Origin of the sequence: Streptomyces sp. NPDC058231 (assembly GCF_042882275.1) — a bacterium.
Classification (GTDB): Bacteria; Actinomycetota; Actinomycetes; order Streptomycetales; family Streptomycetaceae; genus Streptomyces.
The window spans coordinates 1-22,474 of record NZ_JBHVWN010000100.1; the positions used below are offsets into that span (position 1 = coordinate 1).

Below are 22,474 nucleotides of genomic sequence, written 5' to 3' on the forward strand. Positions count from 1 at the left end.
CGGGCCCGGGGGGGCCCCCCCCCGCCCCGGGGCCGACCCCGCCGCCCCCCCCCCCCGGCTGTGGGCGGGGGGCGCGCCCAGGCCCGCCGCCCCGCCCCCCCCGCCCCGCCGTCAGCGCTTCTTGCCGCCCGGCTTCGGATCCGTCAGCCCCGCCCGCCGCAGGGCGTCCGCCATCGCACTGTTCACAGGCGCGGGTGCCTGACGGGCCGCGCCGCCCGCGCCGCCGCCGCGCCGGTCCTGGCCGCCCTGGCCCTGCCGCTGCCGAGGCGGCCGGCCGCCCTGGCCGCCCCGCTCCCGCTTGCCGCCGCCGTCCTGCGGGGATCCGTGTCCCGCCGAGGCCTCGTCGTCCAGCCGCAGCGTCAACGAGATCCGCTTACGCGGAATGTCGACGTCCATCACCTTCACCTTCACGATGTCGCCCGGCTTCACGACATCGCGCGGATCCTTGACGAACGTCTTCGACATCGCCGACACATGCACCAGGCCGTCCTGGTGGACACCGATGTCCACGAACGCCCCGAACGCGGCGACGTTCGTGACGACCCCCTCCAGCACCATCCCGGAGACCAGATCGCCGATCTTCTCGACGCCCTCCTTGAAGGTGGCCGTCTTGAACGCGGGCCGCGGGTCGCGGCCCGGCTTCTCCAGCTCCTTGAGGATGTCCGTGACCGTCGGCAGTCCGAACTTCTCGTCCACGAAGTCGTCGGCCCGCAGCGACCGCAGCACGCTCGAATTGCCGACCAGCGAGGCGACCTCGCCGCCTACCGTCTTCGCCATCCGCCGCACCACCGGGTACGCCTCCGGGTGCACGCTCGACGCGTCCAGCGGGTCGTCGCCCCGGATCCGGAGGAAGCCAGCGCACTGCTCGTACGCCTTCGGGCCCAGCCGGGCCACGTCCTTCAGCGCCTTGCGGGAGCGGAACGGCCCGTTCGCGTCGCGGTGCGCGACGATGTTCTCCGCGAGGCCGGAGCCGATGCCCGAGACCCGCGAGAGCAGCGGCGCGGACGCGGTGTTGACGTCCACGCCGACGCCGTTCACACAGTCCTCGACGACCGCGTCCAGCGAGCGCGACAGCTTCACCTCGGACAGGTCGTGCTGGTACTGGCCGACACCGATCGACTTCGGGTCGATCTTCACCAGCTCGGCCAGCGGGTCCTGCAGGCGCCGCGCGATCGACACCGCACCGCGCAAGGACACGTCCATGTCCGGGAGTTCCTGCGAGGCGAAGGCCGAGGCCGAGTAGACCGAGGCGCCCGCCTCGGACACCATCACCTTGGTGAGCTTCAACTCCGGATACTTCTCGCAGAGTTCACCGGCGAGCTTGTCCGTCTCGCGGGACGCGGTGCCGTTGCCGATGGCGATCAGGTCGACGGAGTGCTGTTTCGCCAGCCGCTCCAGCTTGGCCAGCGACTCGTCCCACCTGTTCGCCGGGACGTGCGGATGGATGACGTCCGTGGCGACGACCTTGCCGGTCGCGTCGACGACGGCGACCTTCACCCCGGTACGGAAACCGGGGTCGAGCCCCAGGGTGGCCCGCGTCCCGGCCGGTGCGGCAAGCAGCAGATCGCGCAGGTTCGACGCGAAGACGCGTACCGCCTCGTCCTCCGCCGCCGTGCGCAGCCGCAGCCGCAGGTCGATCCCGAGGTGGACGAGGATCCGGGTCCGCCATGCCCAGCGCACGGTGTCGCCGAGCCATTTGTCGCCGGGGCGGCCGCGGTCGGCCACGCCGAAGCGGCGGGCGATCATGTTCTCGTACATCGACGGGCCCGGCTCGCCCGAGGGCTCCTCCGGCTCCAGCACCAGATCGAGGACGTCCTCCTTCTCGCCCCGGAGCATCGCGAGGACCCGATGCGAGGGCAGCGCCGTGAACGGCTCCGCGAAATCGAAGTAGTCGGCGAACTTCGCGCCCGCCTCCTCCTTGCCGTCCCGGACCTTCGCCGCCAGCCGGCCGCGCGACCACATGCGCTCACGCAGTTCACCGATCAGGTCGGCGTCCTCCGAGAACCGCTCGGTGAGGATGGCCCGGGCACCCTCCAGGGCGGCTGCCGCGTCCGCGACGCCCTTGTCGGCGTCGACGAAGGCCGCCGCCGCGGCGAGCGGGTCGGCGGACGTGTCACCGAGCAGGCCGTCGGCGAGCGGTGCGAGCCCCGCCTCCCGGGCGATCTGTGCCTTCGTCCGCCGCTTCGGCTTGAACGGCAGATAGATGTCCTCGAGGCGCGCCTTGGTGTCGGCGCCCCGGATCTGCGCCTCCAGGGCCTCGTCGAGCTTGCCCTGCTCGCGTACCGAGTCGAGGATCGCGGTCCGGCGGTCCTCCAGTTCCCGCAGGTAGCGCAACCGCTCCTCGAGCGTGCGCAGCTGCGCGTCGTCGAGCATCTCGGTCGCTTCCTTGCGGTAGCGCGCGATGAACGGCACGGTCGACCCGCCGTCGAGCAGCTCGACGGCCGCCCTCACCTGCCGCTCGCGTACGCCGAGCTCCTCGGCGATCCTGCCTTCGATGGACGTCGTCACGGTTCTACCGACTCGCCTTCTCGTACTGGCTGTGCTGGGCTGTGCTTATCGGGGCGCGTGGCCCCTTCCGCCTGCATTGTGCCGGGTGGCCGGGCGCCGTGTCGCCCGACAGCCCCACTTGTCGGCCGTACGGCTGGTCGGCGGATCAGCCCTTGCCGACCAGATCGGCCGGGAACGCACCCGCCGACGCGGCCGTGACGAGGAACCCGCGGGCCAGCTCGGTCAGCCGCTCCACGCCCTCGGCGCCCAGATGTCCGTACGGGGCCAGGTCCATCCGGTCCGTGGCGTCCTCCAGCTCCGCCCGCAGCGCGGTCCCCGCTTCCGTGAGCTCGCCCTCGCCGTCCAGGAGTCCGCGCCCGCGCAGCCGCTCGGCCGCGTCCTCCCAGTCGGTCCGGCGCCAGCCGCGGGTGGCCAGGATCCAGCGCGGGGACATTCCCTTGCCGGTCGCGGTGTGGCTGACCAGCGCCTCGACCGGGTCGAGACCGGCTGCGACCAGCGCGGCGAGATGGCCGTCGCCGCGGTGCTCGCGGAGCAGGGTCGCGGCGTGCCAGTACGCCAGGTGCGGCAGCTCCGGAACCGGCAGATCGGCGTGGGCGGCGTAGAGCGGCCGGGCGTGCCGGGTGCACGCCTCGGCGGCGCGCAGCGCCAGCTCCGCCGCCTCGGCCAGCTCGGGCGAGTCGATGATCTCCGGGCCGAGGAGCCGCCGCAGTGTCGTGTCCACCGCCCGCAGCCGGGCGTCGAGGACCGCCTGCGGCGAGGCCACCGACCACACCGCGGGCAGGTGCCGGGCGACGAGCTCGTGGTTGAAGTTGTAGAAGGAAGCGGTGACGGTGCCGGGACCGACAGCGCCCAGCGCCGCCCCGCGGGAGGCGAAGTAGACGGCCTTCGGATCATCGATGCCGAGCTCTCCGAGCTCCTTGTCGAGGTCGGGGGAGAAGTAGACCGTCGAGTGCAGCGGGTTGATGGCGTTGTGGCAGCGGCGTCCGGCGCGCGGCGGCAGAGTGCTCATGCCCGAACGTTACCGACTGGTCGGTACGTCTCGTAACCCCGGGGTGGCGTCCGGTCCGTCCCGGGGCCGGCACCGCTTGCGGAACGGGCAGTCCGTCGTTGCGGCGCCGCTCGCGGCCGCCCAGGATGACAGGGGTGACGCAGCGAGCCGTGCGGTCGTCCCCTCCGGGACCACCGGCGGCGCTCCACCCCGCCCGCCCGGCACGCACCGGCTGAAAGGCCGTCCCATGCAGATCGCCATCGTCCTGTACGACCGCTTCACCGCACTCGACGCCGTCGGCACCTACGAAATGCTCGCCCGCACACCCGGCGCCGACACCGTCTTCGTCGCCGAACGGACCGGCCCGGTGCGCAACGACAACGGCAGCCTCGCGCTGGTCGCCGACCGGACTCTCACCGACGTACCGGCTCCGGACGTGGTCGTCGAGCAGCTCCGCGGCAGGAGCCGGTTCACGCTCCGGTAGCCGCGTGCCCCGGGCTCAGGTGGTCCAGGTGAAGTGCGGCGTGCGGCGCTCCAGGAAGGCGGTGATCCCCTCCGCGGTGTCGCCGCTGTGGCGTACCTGGTGCGCCCAGTGCGCGTCCCGGTCCTCCCGTCCCGAGGCGAACTCCTTCGCCGCCGCCTGCGTCAGCTGCGAGCGCGAGGCCAGGACCCGTGCGTACGACGCGACCCGGTCGTCCAGGCCGGCGGCCGGCAGCACCTCGTCCACCAGGCCGGTCCGGAGCGCCCGCTCCGTGCCGATCAGCTCGCCGGAGAACAGCAGGTGCTTCGTCGTGGCGGGGCCGACGAGCGCGACCAGCCGCCGGGTCGACGACGAGGCGTAGACGATCCCGAGCCTGGCCGGCGTGACGCCGAACGACGCGCCCTCCTCGGCGAACCGCAGGTCGCAGGCGGCCGCCAGCTGGCTGCCGCCGCCCACGCAGTAGCCGCGCACCGCGGCGAGCGTCGGGCGCGGGAAGGCTGCCAGGGCCTCTTCCGCCGCCACCGCCAGGGCCTGCGGGTCGTACGCCGGATCGCCCGCCCGGTCCTGCAACGAGGAGATGTCCGCGCCCGCGCAGAAGGTGTCCCCTGCACCGGTCAGGACCAGGACCCGCACGTCGGGGTCGGCCGCCAGCCGCTCCAGCATTCCGGGCAGCTCCTGCCACATGGCGGCCGTCATCGCGTTGCGCTTGGCCGGGTTGTTGATCACGACGGTGGCGATGCCGTCCGCGACGGTGAGCTGCAGCTGGGGTTCCGTACGGTCCATGCGCCGGATGCTATCCGCACCGTCCGAAACTACGATCAAGAAGGGGTCGCGAGCACGCACGCACCGTGAGGAGCTGTCCGATGGCCGATCCCGTGGTCCGGAGCAGGAGACTGAGCCGCAGTTTCGGCGGGCTCGCCGTGCTCGGTGCGCTCCTGGTGATGGCCGGCTCGCGCTGCTCTTCGACGGACTCGGCCTGATCCCGATCGGGATCGGCGGGCGCCGGATCGTCTCGCAGGTGTCGGACGCGATGACGTCCGAGGAGCTGCCGGACAGGCCATCAGGAGAAGGTCAGAACCCGTCGAAGAACTGATGCGGTCACACTCAATCGAACAAATTCTGTCGATAGAGGTCGACTTGTGTTCAGTAGCACGGTCCGGAGCAACCACTCCCCGCACTCTGTACTCGACATGCTGTGACCATCGAGTCGAGAGCGGGTGCGGGAACTATGGAGAGCCGCGGGAGCGTCCCCGCCCGGCCCGTGTCGTACGAAGGAGTCTGGCGGTTCACCGCGCCGGCCGTCGACGTCTCCGTACCGCAGGCCCGGCACGCCGTACGCGATCTGCTGAACCGCCAGGGCGTGCCGATGGACGAGGACATCGCCCAGGGCCTGCTGCTCATCGTCTCCGAGCTGGTGACCAACGCCGTGAAGCACGCCGCACTGCTCTCCCCTGAACTCGCCGTCGAGGTGGCCGTCGGCGCCGAATGGGTCAGGGTCTCGGTCGAGGACAACCACCCCTACCGGCCGACGGCACTGGAGACGGACTACGCGCAGACGGGTGGCCGTGGGCTGCTGCTGGTACGTGAGATCACGTACGAGGCGGGCGGCACCTGCGACGTCGAGCACACCGCCGGCGGCGGAAAGATCATCTGGGCGGCGCTGCCTCTGAACCCGCAGCTCTGACCGCCCGTACCCGATGCGGCGCTCCGCCGCTACCAGCCGGCGGAAGGCCCGGTCAGCTCCCTGATCGCCGGGCGCGCGGCGTCGAGCACCGTCATGAACCACGCCGAGAACGGTGCCCCGGCATGCCGCTCGGCCAGATCGTCGGCGGCCACGAACTCCGTCTCACCGACCTCCTCCGGGTCCGGCCGCAGCTGCGCCTGGGCCATCCCGACGAAGAGATGGTTGAACTCCTGCTCGACGAGGCCCGATGCCGGATCCGGATGGTTGTAGCGGACCGTGCCGGCCTCTGCCAGCAACGAGGGTGAGATCCCGAGCTCCTCGTAGGTACGCCGGGCGGCGGCGGCGAAGGGCGACTCGCCCGGGTAGGGGTGACCGCAGCAGGTGTTCGACCAGACACCGGGGGAGTGGTACTTGCCGAGCGCGCGGCGCTGCAGCAGCAGCCTGCCCTGCTCGTCGAAGAGGAACACGGAGAACGCCCGGTGCAGCTGACCGGGCGCCTGGTGGGCGGCGAGCTTCTCCGCCGTGCCGATGGTGGTGCCGTTCTCGTCGACCAGTTCGAGCATGATCGCTTCTGCTGTGCCGTTCGACGAGCTGTTCGCCGCGGTGGCTGGTGTGGTCGGCATACCCATCCTTCGCTATGGTCCCCGGCCTCGTGCGCCGGTCCCCTCAAGTCTGCTCAAGTCTGCCGTACAAAAGCGGCTTGTCCGTACTTCGGGTCCTGCATGTCCGGTCCCGCCGCACTGCACGGATGCGGCGGGACCGGACTGTGCGTCAGACCCCGAATGCCGCCGGATACTGGATCGTGCCCTGCGGCACCGGCGCGGAACCGTCGAGGACCAGAGCCATCATCGCCTCGTTCGGCACCTCGAAACCGGCCCGGATCCCGTATCGGGACGCCGGCACGAAGCCGAACCGCCGGTAGTACCCGGGATCCCCGAGTACCAGCACGAGCGATTCGCCCCGCAGCCGCGCCGCGTCCAGCACGGCCCGTACGGCGGCCTGCCCGGCACCCCGCCGCTGACGGTCCGGGACGGTCGCCACGGGGGCCAGCGCGAGCGCGGGTGCGTCACCGACCCGGCAGCGGGTGAGCAGTGCGTACGCCGCGATGCCCCCGGTCCCGCCGGCGTCCTGCGCCACGTACGAGAGCCCCGGCAGCCAGGCCCCCGGATCGTCGCGCAGGGCGTCGACGAGTCCTGCCTCGTCAGGGGTCGGGAACGCGGCCGCGTTGACCGCGTGCACCGCTCGGGTGTCCGCCGCCGTCTCCGGCCGGGTGGTCCAGCGGGGATCGGCGGGCCGCAGTGCGTAAGCCGCGTAGCCGTACTCCGCGCCGTGGTCGCGCCGCATCGCGAGTTCCTCGCGCGTGGACGTGAGCGCCCACTCCATGCCGGGCACCGAACGATCGGCGGCCGCGACATGCGCGGCGAGCGGGACGTAGTACTCGTCCCAGTCGCTTTCGGGCTGCACCCGTGCCCCGAGGACGTGGTAGCCCGAGGCGACGACCGCCGCCGTCTGCGCGGCCACCGGGAGCATCGGACCGTCCTGGTCCCAGAAGGCGCGCGCCTCGTCCGACGGAGCGTCCGTCGTCCAGACGAACTGGCTGACGACCAGCGAGCCGCCGGGGGCGAGCAGTCGCTTCCAGTCCCGCAGCGCGGCCTCGAAACCGATGATGTACGCGGCCCCTTCGGACCAGACCAGATCGAAGGACCCGTCGGGGAGGTCCGGCGTGCCCGGACCGGTGAGTCTGCCCATGTCGGCCCGTACGGTACGGATCCGGTCGCCGAGCCCGCGTGCATCGGCGGCCTCGCGCAGTTCGTCGAGGAACGGCTGATGGGTGTCGACGGCGGTCACCTCGGCGCCCGCGTCGGCGGCGAGCAGCACCGCGGCGCGGCCGGGGCCGCAGCCGAGATCCAGGACGCGCGGGCGGCGTGGCAGCGGACCGGTGCGGGCCAGCAGCCACCGGGTGGTGGCGTCGGAGCCGGGGCTCTGCCGTGGCAGGTGGTGGTGCAAGGAGAAGAACGCCGCGATGCGGGCGGCGCGATCGTTGTCGGTCAACGTGGAAACCCCTGAGTGGGCGGGTTCCGGCCGGGGGCGGCCCGCTGTGCGCGAGCCGGGGCGCTAGCCGGGAACCCGGGAGCTGAAGAAGGACCGGATGCTGCGCCGGGAAGGCGCCGTCGCGACGGTCATCAATCTCAGCTCCTCTTCATTCTTGAGCACGGCGAGGCTTGAACCGCCTCTGCGCAGGACCCTACACCCGCGTCCCGAGGGCGTTTCGGCTACCTGAGAAGGAGTCAGTGGCAGAGCCGCGCCTCGTGCTCCGCGTGCCCGCTCGGCTCCAGCTGGAACGTGCAGTGCTCGACATCGAAGTGGACGCCGAGACAGCCCTGCAGTTCATGCAGCAGCTTCTCGTGCCCGATCGAGTCGAGCAGCTCCTGGTGCACCACCACATGGGCGGAGAGCACCGGCATCCCCGAGGTGATGGTCCAGGCGTGCAGGTCGTGGACGTCGATCACCCCGGGCAGGGCCGTGATGTGCGCCCGGACCTCCCCCATGTCGACGCCCTTCGGGGCCGCCTCCAGCAGCACGTCGAGCGTCTCCCGGAGCAGCTTCACCGTACGCGGGACGATCATCAGGCCGATCGCCAGCGAGGCGATCGGGTCGGCGGCCTGCCAGCCGGTCGCCAGGATGATGCCCGCCGACAGCAGTACGGTGACCGAACCGAGAGTGTCCGCGAGCACCTCCAGATAGGCGCCGCGCACATTGAGGCTCTCCTTCTGCCCGCGCATCAGCAGCGACAGCGAGATCATGTTGGCGACCAGGCCGATCAGGGCGAAGACGATCGTCAGTCCGCCCCGGGTCTCCGTCGGCGTGACGAACCGCTCGATGGCCTCGTACAGCAGATAGCCGCCCACGCCGAGCAGCAGTACGCAGTTGGCCAGCGCGGCGAGGATCTCGGCGCGGGCGAAGCCGAAGGTGCGGTTGAGCCCGGCCGGCCGGTTGGCGAAGTGGATCGCCAGCAGCGCCATGCCGAGCCCCAGCGCGTCGGTCGCCATATGGGCCGCGTCGGCGATCAGGGCGAGGGAGTCGGCGAGCAGGCCTCCGGTGATCTCCAGCGCCGTCACGGTGAGTGTGATGCACAGGGCGATCCGCAGCCGTCCCTTGTACGCGGCAGCCGCGGTGCCGGTGGGCGGTGGCCCTCCGTGTGTGTGCCCGTGATCGTGCCCAGCCCCCATGGGGACGCCTCCGGTCGTTTCGCGGACCCGGATCCGTACCGGCCCGAGAAGGCCAGTCAACTACGGGTGGGGGGTACCCGGCAAACACGGTACTGAACACCGTTGTCATATGCCCTGACCTGCGGAAATGATTGCAGGTCAGGGCGGTGGGCCGGTCAGGTGCGGATCATTCGGCGAGTGCCTCGGGGTGGTGCAGGCGCCAGCCCTCCCAGGCCGACTCGACCATCTCGCGCACCCCGCGACGGGCCGTCCAGCCCAGCTCCGCGGAGATGCGCCCGACGGAGGCGACGGCCCTGGCCGCGTCACCGGGCCGACGCGGCTCGGTCCTCGGCTCCAGGCGGCGGCCGCTGATCTCGCCCACCAGATCGGCGAGCTCACGCACGGAGACGCCCTCGCCGCGGCCGATGTTCACGGTGAGGTCCCCGGGACCGCCCTGCTCGGCCAGCCTGCGGGCCACCGCGAGATGCGCGTCGGCGAGGTCGCTGACGTGGATGTAGTCGCGGATGCACGTCCCGTCCGGTGTCGGATAGTCGTCGCCGAAGATCCGCGGGGCCTCGCCGCGGGTCAGCCGGTCGAAGAACATCGGAATCACATTGAAGACGCCGGTGTCCGAAAGTTCGGGCTCGGCCGCCCCCGCCACATTGAAGTAGCGCAGGCAGCCGGTGGACAGGGAGTGCGCCTTCCCGGTCGCCCGGACGAGCCACTCCCCGGCGAGCTTGGTCTCACCGTACGGATTGATCGGGACACAAGGGGTCTCCTCCGTGATGAGCTCCGCGTCCGGTACGCCGTACACCGCGGCCGAGGACGAGAAGAGGAAGCGGCGCACACCCGCGGCCACCACGGCCTCCAGCAGCACCGTCAGCCCCGACACGTTCTCCCGGTAGTAGCGCAGCGGCTGCTCGACGGACTCCCCGACCTGCTTCTTCGCTGCGAGATGCACCACACCGGTCACCGCGTGCTCGGTGAGCACCCGGTCGAGCAGTGCGCGGTCCGCCGCCGAGCCGCGGATCAGCGGCACATCGGCCGGAAGCCGGTCCGGAACCCCGGTCGACAGGTCGTCCAGTACGACCACTTTCTCCCCGGCGCCCGTCATGGCTCGCACCACATGTGCCCCGATATATCCAGCTCCGCCTGTGATCAGCCATGTCATGCCCGTCAGCCTAGGTCTATGCCGGTGCGGTGTGTGAGCCGAGGTGGCAGCGGGCGCCCGGCGCGGTTTGTGAGCCGGGGCAGGGATCGACGATGATGATCGCGGGCGGCGCAGCATCATGCAGCTCCACCCCGAACGGAGCACAAACGGGCAGTGAACTCCCGCTTCCGTTCATCCGATAGCCTCTGCCGACGTGCCGCAGGCCCTCTCCGGGCCGCACTGTCGCGCGCCGACCCCGTCAGCACCAAGGAGTGAGTTCGTCTGTCGACCGCCATCCTCACCGGTGCGCCGGTACCCGGGTCGTCGCTCGCGGACGATCTGAGGTCGCTGGGTTTTGACGTACAGGCCGCCGCTGATGTCACCGAAGCCGCCGAGCTGATCTCCGCGGCCCCCGCCGACGCCCGCGTCGCACTCGTCGATCCCCGCTTCGTCGGGCATGTCCACGCCCTACGGCTGGGACTGACCGACCCCCGCTTTGCCGCCGCGGCGGTCCCCGGTGCGCTCACCGCGCAGCCCGAGGCGCGCCCCGCGCTCGTCCGAGCCCTGCGCAGCACCGCCGCCGCCGTGGGCGCGGGCGTGCCCGTCGGACCGGGCGGCTCCGCGGACACCGTGCCGGTCACCGACCGCACCGTGCCGGGCCGGCTCGCCGTCGCGCTGGAGGTCGAGGGAACCGCCGTACAGCGCCCCGAGCTCGGCTCGCTCGTCGCCGCCGTGCCCGTGGACCCGGACGCCCGCGCCACCACGGAGTCCGCCGTCGCCGCGGTCGACGACGAGGCGGTTCGGCTGCGCAGCGCCGTGAAGGCCCGCGACGGTTTCTTCACGACGTTCTTCATCAGCCCGTACTCGCGCTACATCGCGCGCTGGTGCGCGCGCCGGGGCCTCACCCCGAACCAGGTCACCACTGCGTCCCTGCTCACCGCGCTGGTCGCGGCGGGCTGCGCGGCGACCGGCAGCCGCGGCGGGTACGTCGCAGCGGGACTGCTGCTGCTCTTCTCCTTCGTCCTGGACTGCACGGACGGGCAGCTCGCCCGCTACTCGCTCCAGTACTCGACGATGGGCGCCTGGCTGGACGCCACCTTCGACCGGGCCAAGGAGTACGCGTACTACGCGGGCCTCGCCCTCGGCGCCGCCCGCAACGGCGACGACGTATGGGTGCTCGCGCTCGGCGCCATGGTGCTGCAGGCGTGCCGCCACGTGATCGACTTCTCGTTCAACGAGGCCAACCACGACGCAGTCGCCAATTCGAGCCCGACGGCCGCCCTCTCCGACAAGCTGGACAGCGTCGGCTGGACGGTCTGGCTGCGGCGGATGATAGTGCTGCCGATCGGTGAGCGCTGGGCGATGATCGCCGTGCTGACCGCGGTGACCACCCCGCGGATCGTCTTCTACGCCCTGCTCATCGGCTGCGCCGTCGCCGCCTGCTACACCACCGCCGGCCGCTTGCTGCGCTCGCTGACGCGCAAGGCGCAGCGCACCGACCGCGCCGCCCGGGCACTCGCCGACCTCGCGGACTCCGGGCCGCTCGCCCAGGTCGTGGCGGCGCGCGGATCCCGGATCGGGGGCGGCTGGGCCGCACCGGTGGCAGCCCTCGTCGGCGCGGCCGCCCTGATCGCCGCCGCCATGACGCAGCCGTTCGGCAGCCGGCAGATGATCGTCGCCGCGCTCTTCTACGCGGTCTGCTCGGGTCTCGCCGTCGCCCGCCCCCTCAAGGGCGCCCTCGACTGGCTCGTACCTCCGATATTCAGGGCGGCGGAGTACTGCACGATTCTTGCTCTGGCCGCCCACAGCGATGTCGACCAAGCCCTTCCTGCGGCTTTCGGGCTGGTTTCGGCCGTCGCCTACCATCACTACGACACGGTGTACCGCATTCGTGGAGGCACCGGCGCGCCGCCCCAGTGGCTGGTGCGGACGATCGGCGGGCACGAGGGCCGCATCTTGGTGGTGGCCGTACTCGCCGCCGTATTCACTCAGCATTCAGGCTTCACCGTGGCACTCACCGCTCTCGCGGTGGCCGTGGCACTGGTGGTGCTCGTCGAGTCCATCCGCTTCTGGGTGTCCTCCGGAGCACCTGCCGTTCACGACGAAGGAGAACCCGCATGATCGGCCTCGTACTCGCAGCCGGTGCAGGACGGCGTCTGCGCCCCTACACCGACACGCTTCCGAAGGCCCTCGTGCCGGTCGACGGCGAGAAGACCGTGCTCGACCTGACGCTGGCCAACTTCGCTGAGATCGGTCTCACCGAGGCCGCGATCGTCGTCGGCTACCGCAAGGAAGCCGTCTACGACCGCAAGGCCGAGCTGGAGGCGAAGTACGGCCTGACGCTCACCCTCGTCGACAACGACAAGGCCGAGGAGTGGAACAACGCCTACTCCCTGTGGTGTGCCCGTGATGTCCTGAAGCGTGGCGTGATCCTCGCCAACGGCGACACCGTGCACCCGGTCTCCGTCGAGAAGACGCTCCTCGCCGCCCGCGGCAACGGTCAGAAGATCATTCTCGCCCTCGACACGGTGAAGCACCTCGCCGACGAGGAGATGAAGGTCATCACCGACGGTGACAAGGGTGTGCAGCGGATCACGAAGCTGATGGACCCGGCGACCGCGACCGGTGAGTACATCGGCGTCACCCTGATCGAGCCCGAGGCCGCCGAGGAGCTCGCCGACGCCCTGAGGACGACGTTCGAGCGCGACCCCGACCTGTACTACGAGGACGGCTACCAGGAGCTCGTCAACCGTGGCTTCACCGTCGACGTGGCCCCCATCGGCGAAGTGACGTGGGTCGAGATCGACAACCACGACGACCTCGCGAAGGGCCGGGAGATCGCGTGCCAGTACTGACCAGGCTCATCCCGTCCCCGGTCGTCGTCGACATCAGTCGCGGCGCCCTGGACGATCTGGCCGGTCTCCTCGCCGACCAGCGGATCTCCGCCTCGGGCAAGCTCGCGATCGCGATCAGCGGCGGCTCCGGCCGTGCGCTGCGCGAGCGGCTCGCCCCGGTGCTGCCCGGTGCGCACTGGTACCAGGTCGCCGACGGCACGCTCGACTCCGCGGTCCGGCTCGCCGACGAGATCAAGGGCAACCGGTACGACGCCCTGGTCGGCCTCGGCGGCGGCAAGATCATCGACGTGGCGAAGTACGCCGCGGCGCGCGTCGGCATGCCGATGGTCTCCGTCGCGACGAACCTGTCGCACGACGGTCTCTGCTCGCCGGTCGCGACCCTGGACAACGACAACGGGCGGGGCTCGTACGGAGTCCCCACCCCGATCGCCGTCGTCATCGACCTCGACATCATCCGTGAGGCGCCCGCCCGCTACGTGCGTTCCGGCATCGGCGACGCCGTCTCCAACATCTCCTGCGTCGCCGACTGGGAACTCGCCCACGAGGTCAACGGTGAGGAGATCGACGGACTCGCGGCCGCCATGGCCCGGCAGGCCGGCGAGGCCGTGCTGCGCCACCCGGGCGGGGTCGGTGACGACGCCTTCCTGAAGGTGCTCGCCGAGGGTCTGGTGCTCACCGGCATCTCCATGTCGGTCGCCGGGGACTCCCGGCCGGCCTCCGGTGCCTGCCACGAGATCAACCACGCCTTCGACCTGCTGTACCCCAAGCGCGCGGCCAGCCACGGCGAGCAGGTCGGCCTCGGCGCCTGCTTCGCCATGTACCTGCGAGGTGCGCGGGAGGAGTCGCTGCTCATGGCGGCCGCCCTGCGCCGGCACGGGCTGCCGGTCCTGTCCGACGAGATCGGCTTCAGCGCCGACGAGTTCGTCCAGGCCGTCGACTACGCCCCGCAGACACGTCCGGGACGCTTCACGATCCTGGAACACCTCAACCTGTCCACCGACCAGATCAGGGACGCGTACGCCGACTATGCCAAGACCATCAGTAGCTGAACTCCGTCCGGTCGTTCACCCGGAAGGTGTGAAGGACCGGCGCAGCGGTGAACACTGGGCCGGGCGCATGTACATGCGGGAGATCTCGCTGCACATAGACCGGTACCTGGTGAACACCAAGATCACGCCGAACCAACTGACCTACCTGATGACGGTCTGCGGCGTCCTCTCCGCCCCGGCCCTGCTGGTGCCCGGGATAGCGGGCGCCGTCCTCGGGGTGGTGATGGTCCAGCTCTATCTGCTCCTCGACTGCATCGACGGCGAGATCGCCCGCTGGAAGAAGCAGTTCTCGCTCGGCGGCGTCTACCTGGACCGCGTGGGTGCCTACCTGTGCGACGCCGCGGTGCTCGTCGGCTTCGGCCTGCGCGCGGCCGATCTGTGGGGCCACGGACGGATCGACTGGCTGTGGGCCTTCCTCGGCACTCTCGCCGCCCTCGGCGCCGTCCTGATCAAGGCCGAGACCGACCTCGTCGGTGTCGCCCGTCACCAGGGCGGACTGCCGCCGGTCAAGGAGGCGGCGTCGGAGCCGCGCTCGTCCGGTCTGGCGCTGGCCCGCAGGGCCGCCGGGGCGCTGAAGTTCCACCGTCTGGTGCTCGGGATCGAGGCTTCCCTGCTGATCCTGGTCCTGGCGGTCCTGGACGCGGTCCGTGGCGACCTCTTCTTCTCCCGGCTCGGCGTCGCCGTGCTGGCCGGTATCGCCCTCGTACAGACGCTGCTGCACCTGGTCTCGGTCCTGGCGTCGAGCAGGCTGAAGTGAGCACCCCCATGAAGCTCGGCGCGGTCATCATCACGATGGGCAACCGCCCTGAAGAGCTGCGCGCCCTCCTCGATTCGGTCGCCAAGCAGGACGGCGACCGGATCGAGGTGGTGGTCGTCGGCAACGGTGCCCCGGTCCCGGACGTTCCCGCAGGCGTCCGGACCGTCGAGCTCCCCGAGAACCTGGGCATCCCCGGCGGCCGCAACGTCGGCATCGAGGCCTTCGGGCCGTCCGGCGCCGACGTCGACGCCCTGCTCTTCCTCGACGACGACGGGCTGCTGCCGCTGACCGACACCGCCGAGCTGTGCCGGCAGGCGTTCGCGCAGGACCCGAAGCTGGGCATCATCAGCTTCCGGATCGCCGACCCGGACACAGGCGTCACCCAGCGTCGCCACGTTCCGCGGCTGCGCGCCGCCGACCCGATGCGCTCGTCGCGGGTGACGACCTTCCTGGGCGGCGCCAACGCCGTCCGTACCCAGGTCCTCGCCGAGGTCGGCGGCCTGCCGGGTGACTTCTTCTACGCGCACGAGGAGACCGATCTCGCCTGGCGGGCACTGGACGCCGGCTGGATGATCGACTACCGCGCCGACATGGTCCTCAACCACCCGACCACCGCCCCTTCCCGGCACGCGGTCTACCACCGCATGGTGGCCCGTAACCGGGTCTGGCTTGCGCGCCGCAATCTGCCCGCTCCGCTGGTCCCCGTCTACCTCGGTGTCTGGCTGCTGCTCACCCTGGTCAGGAAGCCCTCGGGCCCCGCGCTGAAAGCATGGTTCGGCGGCTTCCGGGAAGGCTGGGCGAAGCCCTGCGGACCGCGCCGTCCGATGAAGTGGCGTACGGTATGGCGGCTGACCCGACTCGGTCGCCCTCCCGTGATCTGAGCCATGCTCCTCTGAGAGCATGAGGCGTATTTTTCTCATACGGGACCTGTCCGCCCTGAGCCGCGCCCGCGACTGGCTGCGCATCTTGAATACGAGAGTTTCATCTGGTGAGTGACACAACCCATGATGGTGCGGTCGCGCTGAGCACCCCGCCATCCGCCGACGACGGTCTGAGCGCCGCCGAGATGGCCGGCAAGTACGGCCTGACGGTGAGTGGTGCCCGGCCGGGGCTGTTCGAGTACGTTCAGCAGCTCTGGGGCCGCCGCCACTTCATCATGGCGTTCTCCAGGGCGAAGCTGACCGCCCAGTACAGCCAGGCCAAGCTGGGCCAGCTCTGGCAGGTGGCCACCCCGCTGCTCAACGCCCTGGTCTACTACTTGATCTTCGGGCTGATCCTGGGCACCAGGAAGGGAATGACCCAGGAGGTCTTCATCCCGTTCCTGGTGACCGGCGTCTTTGTGTTCACCTTCACGCAGAGCTCGGTGACGGCGGGCGTGCGGGCGATCTCCGGCAACCTCGGACTGGTGCGCGCGCTGCACTTCCCGCGTGCCTCGCTGCCCATCTCGTTCTCGCTCCAGCAGCTCCAGCAGCTGCTGTTCTCGATGATCGTGCTGGCGGTGGTGGCGATCGGCTTCGGCAGCTACCCGTCGCTGTCCTGGCTGCTGATCATTCCCGCGCTGGTGATGCAGTTCGTCTTCAACACCGGCCTGGCGCTGATCATGGCCCGGCTCGGCAGCAAGACCCCCGACCTGGCCCAGCTCATGCCGTTCATCATGCGCACCTGGATGTACGCGTCCGGTGTCATGTTCTCCATCCCGGTGATGCTCAAGAGCAAGCCGGAGTGGATCGCGCACGTGCTGCAGTACAACCCGGCGGCCATCTACATGGACCTGATCCGCTTCGCGCTGATCGACGGTTACGGCTCCGAGAACCTCCCGCCGCACGTCTGGGTCGTCGGGCTTGCCTGGGCGGTCTTCATCGGCCTCGCGGGTTTCGTGTACTTCTGGAAGGCAGAGGAACGGTACGGCCGTGGCTGAGGACAACACTTCGGGGCGCGTCCCCACCGTCATCGCCGACGACGTGCACATCGTGTACCGGGTCAACGGCGGCGGCGGAGCGAAGGGCGGCGCCACCGCCGCGCTGAGCCGGATACTGCGCCGCGGCAAGGGCGAGTCGCGCGGAGTCCGCAAGGTGCACGCCGTACGCGGTGTCTCCTTCACCGCCTACCGGGGCGAGGCCATCGGCCTCATCGGCACCAACGGCTCCGGCAAGTCGACCCTGCTGCGGGCCATCGCCGGTCTGCTGCCGACCGAACACGGCAAGGTGTACACGGACGGCCAGCCTTCGCTGCTCGGTGTGAACGCGGCGCTGATGAGCGACCTGACCGGCGAGCGCAACGTGGTGCTCGGCGGACTCGCGATGGGCATGACCCGCGAGGAGATCCGCGAGCGCTACCAGGGGATCGTCGACTTCTCGGGTATCAACGAGAAGGGCGACTTCATCACCCTGCCGATGCGGACGTACTCCTCCGGTATGGCCGCCCGGCTCCGGTTCTCCATCGCCGCCGCCAAGAACCACGACGTCCTCATGATCGACGAGGCGCTGGCCACCGGTGACCGCAAGTTCCAGATCCGTTCCGAGAAGCGCATCCGTGAGCTGCGCAAGGAAGCGGGCACGGTGTTTCTGGTCAGTCACAGCAACAAGTCCATCAGGGACACCTGTGACCGGGTGCTGTGGCTGGAAAAGGGTGAGCTGCTGATGGACGGGCCCACCGAGGAGGTCCTCAAGGCGTACGAGCGGGAGACCGGGAAGTAATACGCGTCCCCGGACATCGCAGTGGCCCCCACCGGAGTGTTTCGGCGGGGGCCACTGCGATGTCCGGCCGGTGGAGGCCCAGGGGCGTGCGCGCCGGCCCACCGTCTCCCGCGACGATCTCCTCCCGTCGGATGACGTCAATTTCCTTGCGCACAGGGAAGGTTGACGGGGGCAACGGTGTTGTCGCAGTGCACGGCACACCCGGGCGCGGGGCCGGGCCCTGTACAACGTAAGCTGTACCGGTGCTGATTCGTAGCAAGTGGGGCCATACCGCCTGGGTGCACTACCCGTAAGCGGTCCTCCGCACTCGGGAGAGCGGGCGGCGTGTCCGGAATGGGATGTTTTGGGTCAGCAGTGTAGAACGGGAGATGTGACGGCAATGACGGAAAATCTCCAGCTCCGAGGTGTATATGCCGTCCCCGCGCCGGGCGGTCCCCGGTGACCCGTGCCCGGCAGGCGCGCCGTGACGCCGCCGTACCCGCCACCCTCGACAAGGCCGCGGACGAGAATTTTCCAGTGGCCCCGTTCTTCCTGCCGCGCGCCTGGCGCAACGACCTGATGGCCGTGTACGGCTACGCCCGCCTCGTCGACGACATCGGCGACGGCGATCTCGCCCCCGGCGGTGCCGATGCCCGCCACCTCGGCCTCGACCCGGCGCAGACCGACGACCGGCTCGCCATGCTCGACGCCTTCGAGGCCGATCTGCACCGCGTCTTCGACACCACGGGCGACGGGCCGCGCCACCCGCTGCTGCGCGCGCTGCGCCCCACCGTGCGGCGCTGCTCGCTGACCCCCGAGCCGTTCCTCGGACTCGTCGAGGCCAACCGGCAGGATCAGAAGGTCCGGCGGTACGGGACGTACGAGGAGCTCCTCGCCTACTGCGAGCTCTCCGCCAACCCCGTCGGCCGCCTGGTTCTGCAGATCACCGGAACCGCGACCCCCGAACGGATCCATCGCTCGGACGCCGTCTGCACCGCCCTGCAGATCGTCGAGCACCTTCAGGACGTCACCGAGGACCTCGGCCGCGACCGTATCTATCTGCCGGCCGACGACATGGCCCGGTTCCATGTCACCGAGGACGACCTGGCAGCCCCCTCCGGGGGCGCATCGGCGCGTGCACTGGTTGCATACGAAGCAGAACGCGCCCGGATCCTGCTGAATGAAGGCACCCCCTTGGTGGGTAGCGTCCACGGCAGGCTCAAGCTGCTTCTCGCCGGATTTGTCGGAGGGGGGCGTGCCGCCCTCACCGCGATCGCGGCCGCCGGGTTCGACGTACTGCCCGGACCGCCCAAGCCCACCAAGCCCAGCCTGCTGCGCGAGGTGGGAGTTGTCTTGCGAAGAGCGCGTAGAGAGGGGTGAGCCGGACCGTGGAGGGACAGACGACGTACATGTCGGCGCCGGTACAGGCCGCATACAGTTACTGCGAGGCCGTCACCGGACAGCAGGCGCGTAACTTCGCGTACGGAATCAGGCTGCTGCCTGCCGAGAAGCGGCAGGCCATGTCGGCGCTGTACGCCTTCTCCCGGCGGGTCGACGACATCGGCGACGGCGAACTGGACCCGGAGACCAAGCGCGTCCGGCTGGAGAGCACCCGTACGCTGCTGGACCGCATCCGGGACGGCGCGGTCGACGAGGACGACACCGACCCGGTGGCCGTCGCGCTCGCCGACGCCGCGCGCCGGTTCCCGCTGCCCCTCGGCGGACTCGACGAGCTCATCGACGGCGTCCTGATGGACGTGCGCGGCGCGACGTACGAGACATGGGACGACCTCAAGGTCTACTGCCGGTGCGTCGCCGGCGCCATCGGGCGGCTCAGCCTGGGCGTCTTCGGTACGGAACCGGGCGCACCCGGCGCCGACCGGGCCGCCGAGTACGCCGACACGCTCGGCCTCGCCCTGCAGCTCACCAACATCCTCCGCGACGTCCGCGAGGACGCGGGCAACGGGCGTACGTATCTGCCGGCCGACGACCTCGCCAAGTTCGGCTGTTCCGCCGGCTTCCACCGGGCGACCCCGCCGCCCGGCTCCGACTTCGCCGGCCTGGTCCACTTCGAGGTGCGGCGCGCCCGCGCCCTGTTCGCCGAGGGGTACCGGCTGCTTCCGATGCTGGACCGCCGCAGTGGCGCCTGTGTCGCCGCCATGGCCGGTATCTACCGTCGGCTCCTCGACCGGATCGAGCGTGATCCGGAGGCGGTGCTGCGTGGCCGGGTCTCGCTGCCCGGGCACGAGAAGGCGTACGTCGCGGTACGCGGTCTGTCGGGTCTGGACGCGCGGTACGTCTCGCGCCGGACGCCCCGGGGGCGTGCCTGATGCGTATCGCGGACACCTCGCGCACCGTAGGTCTCACCGACGGCCGGTTCCTTCCGTGGGCAACCCTCCGGCGGTCCGGCGCGTCCCTGACTGAGACGACCTGCCCGGCCGGAGCGGCGCGGCAGGCCGGAACGAGCCGGTGGAAGGGGGGCGCATGACCGACCGGGCTGCGCGTTCCTCCAGTGCCGTGGTGGTCGGCGGCGGACTCGCCGGAATCACCGCGGCCCTCCGTCTCGCCGACGCCGGGCTTGACGTGACCCTGCTCGAAGGGCGGCCCCGGCTCGGCGGACTCGCCTTCTCCTTCCGGCGCGGCGCACTGACGGTCGACAACGGACAGCACGTCTACCTGCGCTGCTGCACCGCCTACCGCTGGTTCCTCGACCGGGTCGGCGGCGCCAGTCTGGCACCGCTGCAAGACCGTTTGGACGTGCCCGTTCTCGATATCGGGCGACCTTCGGGGCCCCGGCTCGGGCGGCTGCGCCGCAACAACCTGCCCGTTCCGTTCCACCTGGCCGCCGGACTCGCAGGCTATCCGCATCTCTCACTGGCCGAGCGGGCGAGTGTCGGGCGCGCCGCGCTGGCGCTCGGACGCCTCGATCCGGACGACCCGGCGCTCGACGCCGTCGACTTCGGCAGCTGGCTGGCCCGGCACGGTCAGTCCCCGCGTACGGTCGAGGCGCTCTGGGACCTGGTCGGCGTCGCCACCCTCAACGCCACCGCCTCGAACTCCTCGCTGGGCCTCGCCGCGAAGGTCTTCAAGACCGGACTGCTCTCCGAACCCGGCGCCGCCGACATCGGCTGGGCGCGGGTGCCGCTCGGCGAGGTCCACGACACGCTGGCCCGCAAGGCGCTCGACTCCGCAGGCGTGCGGACCGAGCTGCGCACCAAGGCGGACAGCCTGTGCCGAACCGGCGAGGGACGCTGGACCGTCGACACGGGCACGGAACGGATCGAGGCGGACGTCGTCGTCCTCGCCGTCCCGCAACGCGAGACGCACGGCCTGCTGCCCGACGGCGCACTCGACGAGCCTGACCGCCTGCTCGACATCGGCACCTCGCCGATCCTCAACGTTCACGTCGTCTACGACCGCAAGGTGCTGCGCCGCCCGTTCTTCGCCGCGCTCGGCTCCCCGGTCCAGTGGGTCTTCGACCGTACGGAAGCCTCGGGACTGACCGGCCCGGGGCAGTACCTCGCGCTGTCGCAGTCCGCGGCCGACGACGAGATCGACCTGCCCGTCGCCGAACTGCGCGGCCGCTACCTGCCCGAGCTGCAGCGGTTGCTGCCCGCCGCGCGCGGAGCCGGCGTCAGGGACTTCTTCGTCACCAGGGAGCGTACGGCGACCTTCGCCCCCGCCCCCGGCGTCGGCCGACTCCGCCCCGGCACCCGCACCCGTACCCCCGGCCTCTATCTGGCCGGGGCATGGACGGCCACCGGCTGGCCCGCGACGATGGAGGGCGCCGTCCGCAGCGGGGCCGACGCCGCCGGCGCCGCGCTCTCCGTGCTCGGCCGCTCCCACGAACATCCGCTGCAGGAGGCGGCATGAGCAGTACCACCGGAACAAGAGGAGAGTCAGTGACCCCGGCGAATCCGGCTATCGACACCGCTGCAGACACCGCGGACGTCACCGCGCTTCTGGAGCGCGGACGGGCCCTGTCCGTTCCGGTGCTCCGGGCCGCCGTTGACCGGCTCGCACCGCCCATGGACACCGTCGCCGCCTACCACTTCGGCTGGATCGACGCCCAGGGCCGGCCCGCCGACGGCGACGGCGGCAAGGCGGTCCGTCCCGCGCTCGCCCTGCTGTCCGCGGAGGTGGCCGGCGCTGCCGCCGAGGCCGGCATCCCCGGCGCGGTCGCCGTCGAACTCGTGCACAACTTCTCGCTGCTGCACGACGATCTGATGGATGGTGACGAGCAGCGCCGCCACCGCGACACCGTATGGAAGGTGCACGGACCCGCCCAGGCCATCCTGGTCGGTGACGCGCTCTTCGCGCTGGCCAACGAGATCCTGCTGGAGCTCGGCACGGTCGAGGCGGGCCGTGCGGCCCGCCGGCTGACCACCGCCACCCGCAAGCTCATCGACGGGCAGGCCCAGGACATCTCCTACGAGCACCGCGAGCGGGTCACCGTCGAGGAGTGCCTGGAGATGGAGGGCAACAAGACGGGCGCCCTGCTCGCCTGCGCCGTCTCCATCGGTGCGGTACTCGGCGGCGCCGACGACCGCACCGCCGACCAGCTGGAGGCGTACGGCTACCACCTCGGCCTCGCCTTCCAGGCCGTCGACGATCTGCTCGGTATCTGGGGCGACCCGGAGTCCACCGGCAAGCAGACCTGGAGCGACCTGCGCCAGCGCAAGAAGTCCCTGCCGGTCGTCGCCGCGCTCGCCGCGGGCGGACCGGCCTCGGAGCGCCTCGGCGAACTGCTCGCCGCGGACGCCAAGAGCAGCGACTTCGACAGCTTCTCCGAAGAGGAGTTCGCCGCCCGGGCGGCGCTCATCGAGGAGGCGGGCGGCCGCGAGTGGACCGCCCAGGAGGCCCGCCGGCAGCATGCGGTCGCCATCGAGGCGCTGCACGGTGTCGACATGCCGGAAACCGTGCGTGCGCAGCTCACGGCGCTCGCGGACTTCGTCGTCGTACGAAAGAGATGATCACTATTCGCATATGACTCGCAGTCGCCGGCCGGCGCCCCGACAGGGGGCCGGCCGACGGTGGACCCCGCGCCACAGGGGGGCACAAGCACGGAGTGGTAGGCAAGTCAGCGTCCACCGGCGGAAGGACCCGGGGTGTGGTGAC

At 70.9% G+C, this 22,474-nt stretch carries 20 protein-coding genes and 2 pseudogenes; 14 read left to right on the forward strand and 8 right to left on the reverse strand.

The window, feature by feature from the left end; translation table 11 throughout:
- Positions 1–111: 111 nt before the first annotated feature.
- Positions 112–2,508: a Tex family protein gene (locus ACFVXE_RS36210; protein ID WP_389677713.1), complete on the reverse strand. Its 2,397-nt coding sequence runs from the start codon at positions 2,506–2,508 to the stop codon at positions 112–114.
- Between the two features lie 145 nt (positions 2,509–2,653).
- Positions 2,654–3,517, reverse strand: a complete 864-nt coding sequence (locus ACFVXE_RS36215) for a hypothetical protein (RefSeq protein WP_389677714.1) — start codon at positions 3,515–3,517, stop codon at positions 2,654–2,656.
- A gap of 226 nt (positions 3,518–3,743) precedes the next feature.
- On the opposite strand from ACFVXE_RS36215, the pseudogene ACFVXE_RS36220 reads away from it, so the two are divergent.
- Positions 3,744–3,941, forward strand: a pseudogene (locus ACFVXE_RS36220) (DJ-1/PfpI family protein); the annotation flags it as partial.
- A 54-nt stretch (positions 3,942–3,995) separates the two neighbouring features.
- Here ACFVXE_RS36220 and ACFVXE_RS36225 read toward each other — a convergent pair.
- Entirely contained in the window at positions 3,996–4,760 is a 765-nt protein-coding gene (locus tag ACFVXE_RS36225; protein ID WP_389677715.1) for an enoyl-CoA hydratase/isomerase family protein, read from the reverse strand.
- Between the two features lie 166 nt (positions 4,761–4,926).
- Here ACFVXE_RS36225 and ACFVXE_RS36230 point away from each other — a divergent pair.
- Together ACFVXE_RS36230 and ACFVXE_RS36235 are read left to right on the forward strand one after the other, a co-directional pair.
- A pseudogene (locus ACFVXE_RS36230) lies at positions 4,927–5,070 on the forward strand (HdeD family acid-resistance protein); the annotation flags it as partial.
- 135 nt (positions 5,071–5,205) lie between these two features.
- Entirely contained in the window at positions 5,206–5,661 is a 456-nt protein-coding gene (locus ACFVXE_RS36235) for an ATP-binding protein (protein WP_389677717.1), read from the forward strand.
- 29 nt (positions 5,662–5,690) lie between these two features.
- Here ACFVXE_RS36235 and idi read toward each other — a convergent pair whose 3' ends face one another.
- The 5 genes from idi to ACFVXE_RS36260 all read right to left on the reverse strand — a co-directional run bounded on the left by idi (position 5,691) and on the right by ACFVXE_RS36260 (position 10,479).
- Positions 5,691–6,284, reverse strand: coding sequence for an isopentenyl-diphosphate Delta-isomerase (idi, locus tag ACFVXE_RS36240; protein ID WP_389677719.1), 594 nt, complete (start codon positions 6,282–6,284; stop codon positions 5,691–5,693).
- A 148-nt stretch (positions 6,285–6,432) separates the two neighbouring features.
- Positions 6,433–7,713 (reverse strand): GNAT family N-acetyltransferase, encoded by a 1,281-nt coding sequence (locus ACFVXE_RS36245; RefSeq protein ID WP_389677721.1) that lies wholly within the window; start codon positions 7,711–7,713, stop codon positions 6,433–6,435.
- A gap of 236 nt (positions 7,714–7,949) precedes the next feature.
- The gene (locus tag ACFVXE_RS36250; protein ID WP_389677723.1) at positions 7,950–8,891 is read right to left on the reverse strand and encodes a cation diffusion facilitator family transporter; all 942 of its coding nucleotides are present in this window, start codon (positions 8,889–8,891) and stop codon (positions 7,950–7,952) included.
- A 166-nt stretch (positions 8,892–9,057) separates the two neighbouring features.
- Positions 9,058–10,041 (reverse strand): UDP-glucose 4-epimerase GalE, encoded by a 984-nt coding sequence (galE, locus tag ACFVXE_RS36255; protein WP_389677724.1) that lies wholly within the window; start codon positions 10,039–10,041, stop codon positions 9,058–9,060.
- A gap of 171 nt (positions 10,042–10,212) precedes the next feature.
- On the reverse strand, positions 10,213–10,479 hold the full coding sequence (locus ACFVXE_RS36260; RefSeq protein ID WP_389677726.1) for a hypothetical protein: 267 nt from the start codon (positions 10,477–10,479) through the stop codon (positions 10,213–10,215).
- Here ACFVXE_RS36260 and ACFVXE_RS36265 point away from each other — a divergent pair.
- The 11 genes from ACFVXE_RS36265 to ACFVXE_RS36315 all read left to right on the forward strand — a co-directional run bounded on the left by ACFVXE_RS36265 (position 10,360) and on the right by ACFVXE_RS36315 (position 22,329).
- Positions 10,360–12,141 (forward strand): DUF5941 domain-containing protein, encoded by a 1,782-nt coding sequence (locus tag ACFVXE_RS36265; RefSeq protein ID WP_389677743.1) that lies wholly within the window; start codon positions 10,360–10,362, stop codon positions 12,139–12,141. The two genes, ACFVXE_RS36260 and ACFVXE_RS36265, sit on opposite strands and share 120 nt — an antisense overlap.
- Positions 12,138–12,875: a sugar phosphate nucleotidyltransferase gene (locus tag ACFVXE_RS36270; protein WP_389677727.1), complete on the forward strand. Its 738-nt coding sequence runs from the start codon at positions 12,138–12,140 to the stop codon at positions 12,873–12,875. Before ACFVXE_RS36265 ends, ACFVXE_RS36270 begins: the two co-directional genes overlap by 4 nt.
- A complete protein-coding gene (locus ACFVXE_RS36275; RefSeq protein WP_389677728.1) occupies positions 12,863–13,924 on the forward strand; it encodes an iron-containing alcohol dehydrogenase family protein in 1,062 nt (353 codons plus the stop codon). Before ACFVXE_RS36270 ends, ACFVXE_RS36275 begins: the two co-directional genes overlap by 13 nt.
- The gene (locus tag ACFVXE_RS36280; RefSeq protein ID WP_389677730.1) at positions 13,902–14,681 is read left to right on the forward strand and encodes a CDP-alcohol phosphatidyltransferase family protein; all 780 of its coding nucleotides are present in this window, start codon (positions 13,902–13,904) and stop codon (positions 14,679–14,681) included. The genes ACFVXE_RS36275 and ACFVXE_RS36280 overlap by 23 nt, the downstream gene beginning before the upstream one ends.
- The gene (locus tag ACFVXE_RS36285; protein ID WP_389677732.1) at positions 14,678–15,562 is read left to right on the forward strand and encodes a glycosyltransferase family 2 protein; all 885 of its coding nucleotides are present in this window, start codon (positions 14,678–14,680) and stop codon (positions 15,560–15,562) included. The genes ACFVXE_RS36280 and ACFVXE_RS36285 overlap by 4 nt, the downstream gene beginning before the upstream one ends.
- A gap of 107 nt (positions 15,563–15,669) precedes the next feature.
- On the forward strand, positions 15,670–16,599 hold the full coding sequence (locus ACFVXE_RS36290; RefSeq protein WP_389677734.1) for an ABC transporter permease: 930 nt from the start codon (positions 15,670–15,672) through the stop codon (positions 16,597–16,599).
- Positions 16,592–17,377 carry an ABC transporter ATP-binding protein gene (locus tag ACFVXE_RS36295; protein WP_389677736.1) on the forward strand — a complete coding sequence of 262 codons (786 nt, stop codon included), beginning with the start codon at positions 16,592–16,594 and terminating at the stop codon, positions 17,375–17,377. The genes ACFVXE_RS36290 and ACFVXE_RS36295 overlap by 8 nt, the downstream gene beginning before the upstream one ends.
- A 438-nt stretch (positions 17,378–17,815) precedes the next feature.
- Positions 17,816–18,736, forward strand: a complete 921-nt coding sequence (gene hpnC, locus ACFVXE_RS36300; protein ID WP_389677738.1) for a squalene synthase HpnC — start codon at positions 17,816–17,818, stop codon at positions 18,734–18,736.
- Positions 18,737–18,765: 29 nt separating this feature from the next.
- On the forward strand, positions 18,766–19,686 hold the full coding sequence (hpnD, locus tag ACFVXE_RS36305; protein ID WP_389677745.1) for a presqualene diphosphate synthase HpnD: 921 nt from the start codon (positions 18,766–18,768) through the stop codon (positions 19,684–19,686).
- 154 nt (positions 19,687–19,840) lie between these two features.
- Entirely contained in the window at positions 19,841–21,229 is a 1,389-nt protein-coding gene (gene hpnE, locus ACFVXE_RS36310) for a hydroxysqualene dehydroxylase HpnE (RefSeq protein WP_389677740.1), read from the forward strand.
- Positions 21,226–22,329, forward strand: coding sequence for a polyprenyl synthetase family protein (locus ACFVXE_RS36315; RefSeq protein WP_389677742.1), 1,104 nt, complete (start codon positions 21,226–21,228; stop codon positions 22,327–22,329). Before hpnE ends, ACFVXE_RS36315 begins: the two co-directional genes overlap by 4 nt.
- The last annotated feature ends 145 nt before the right edge of the window (positions 22,330–22,474 follow it).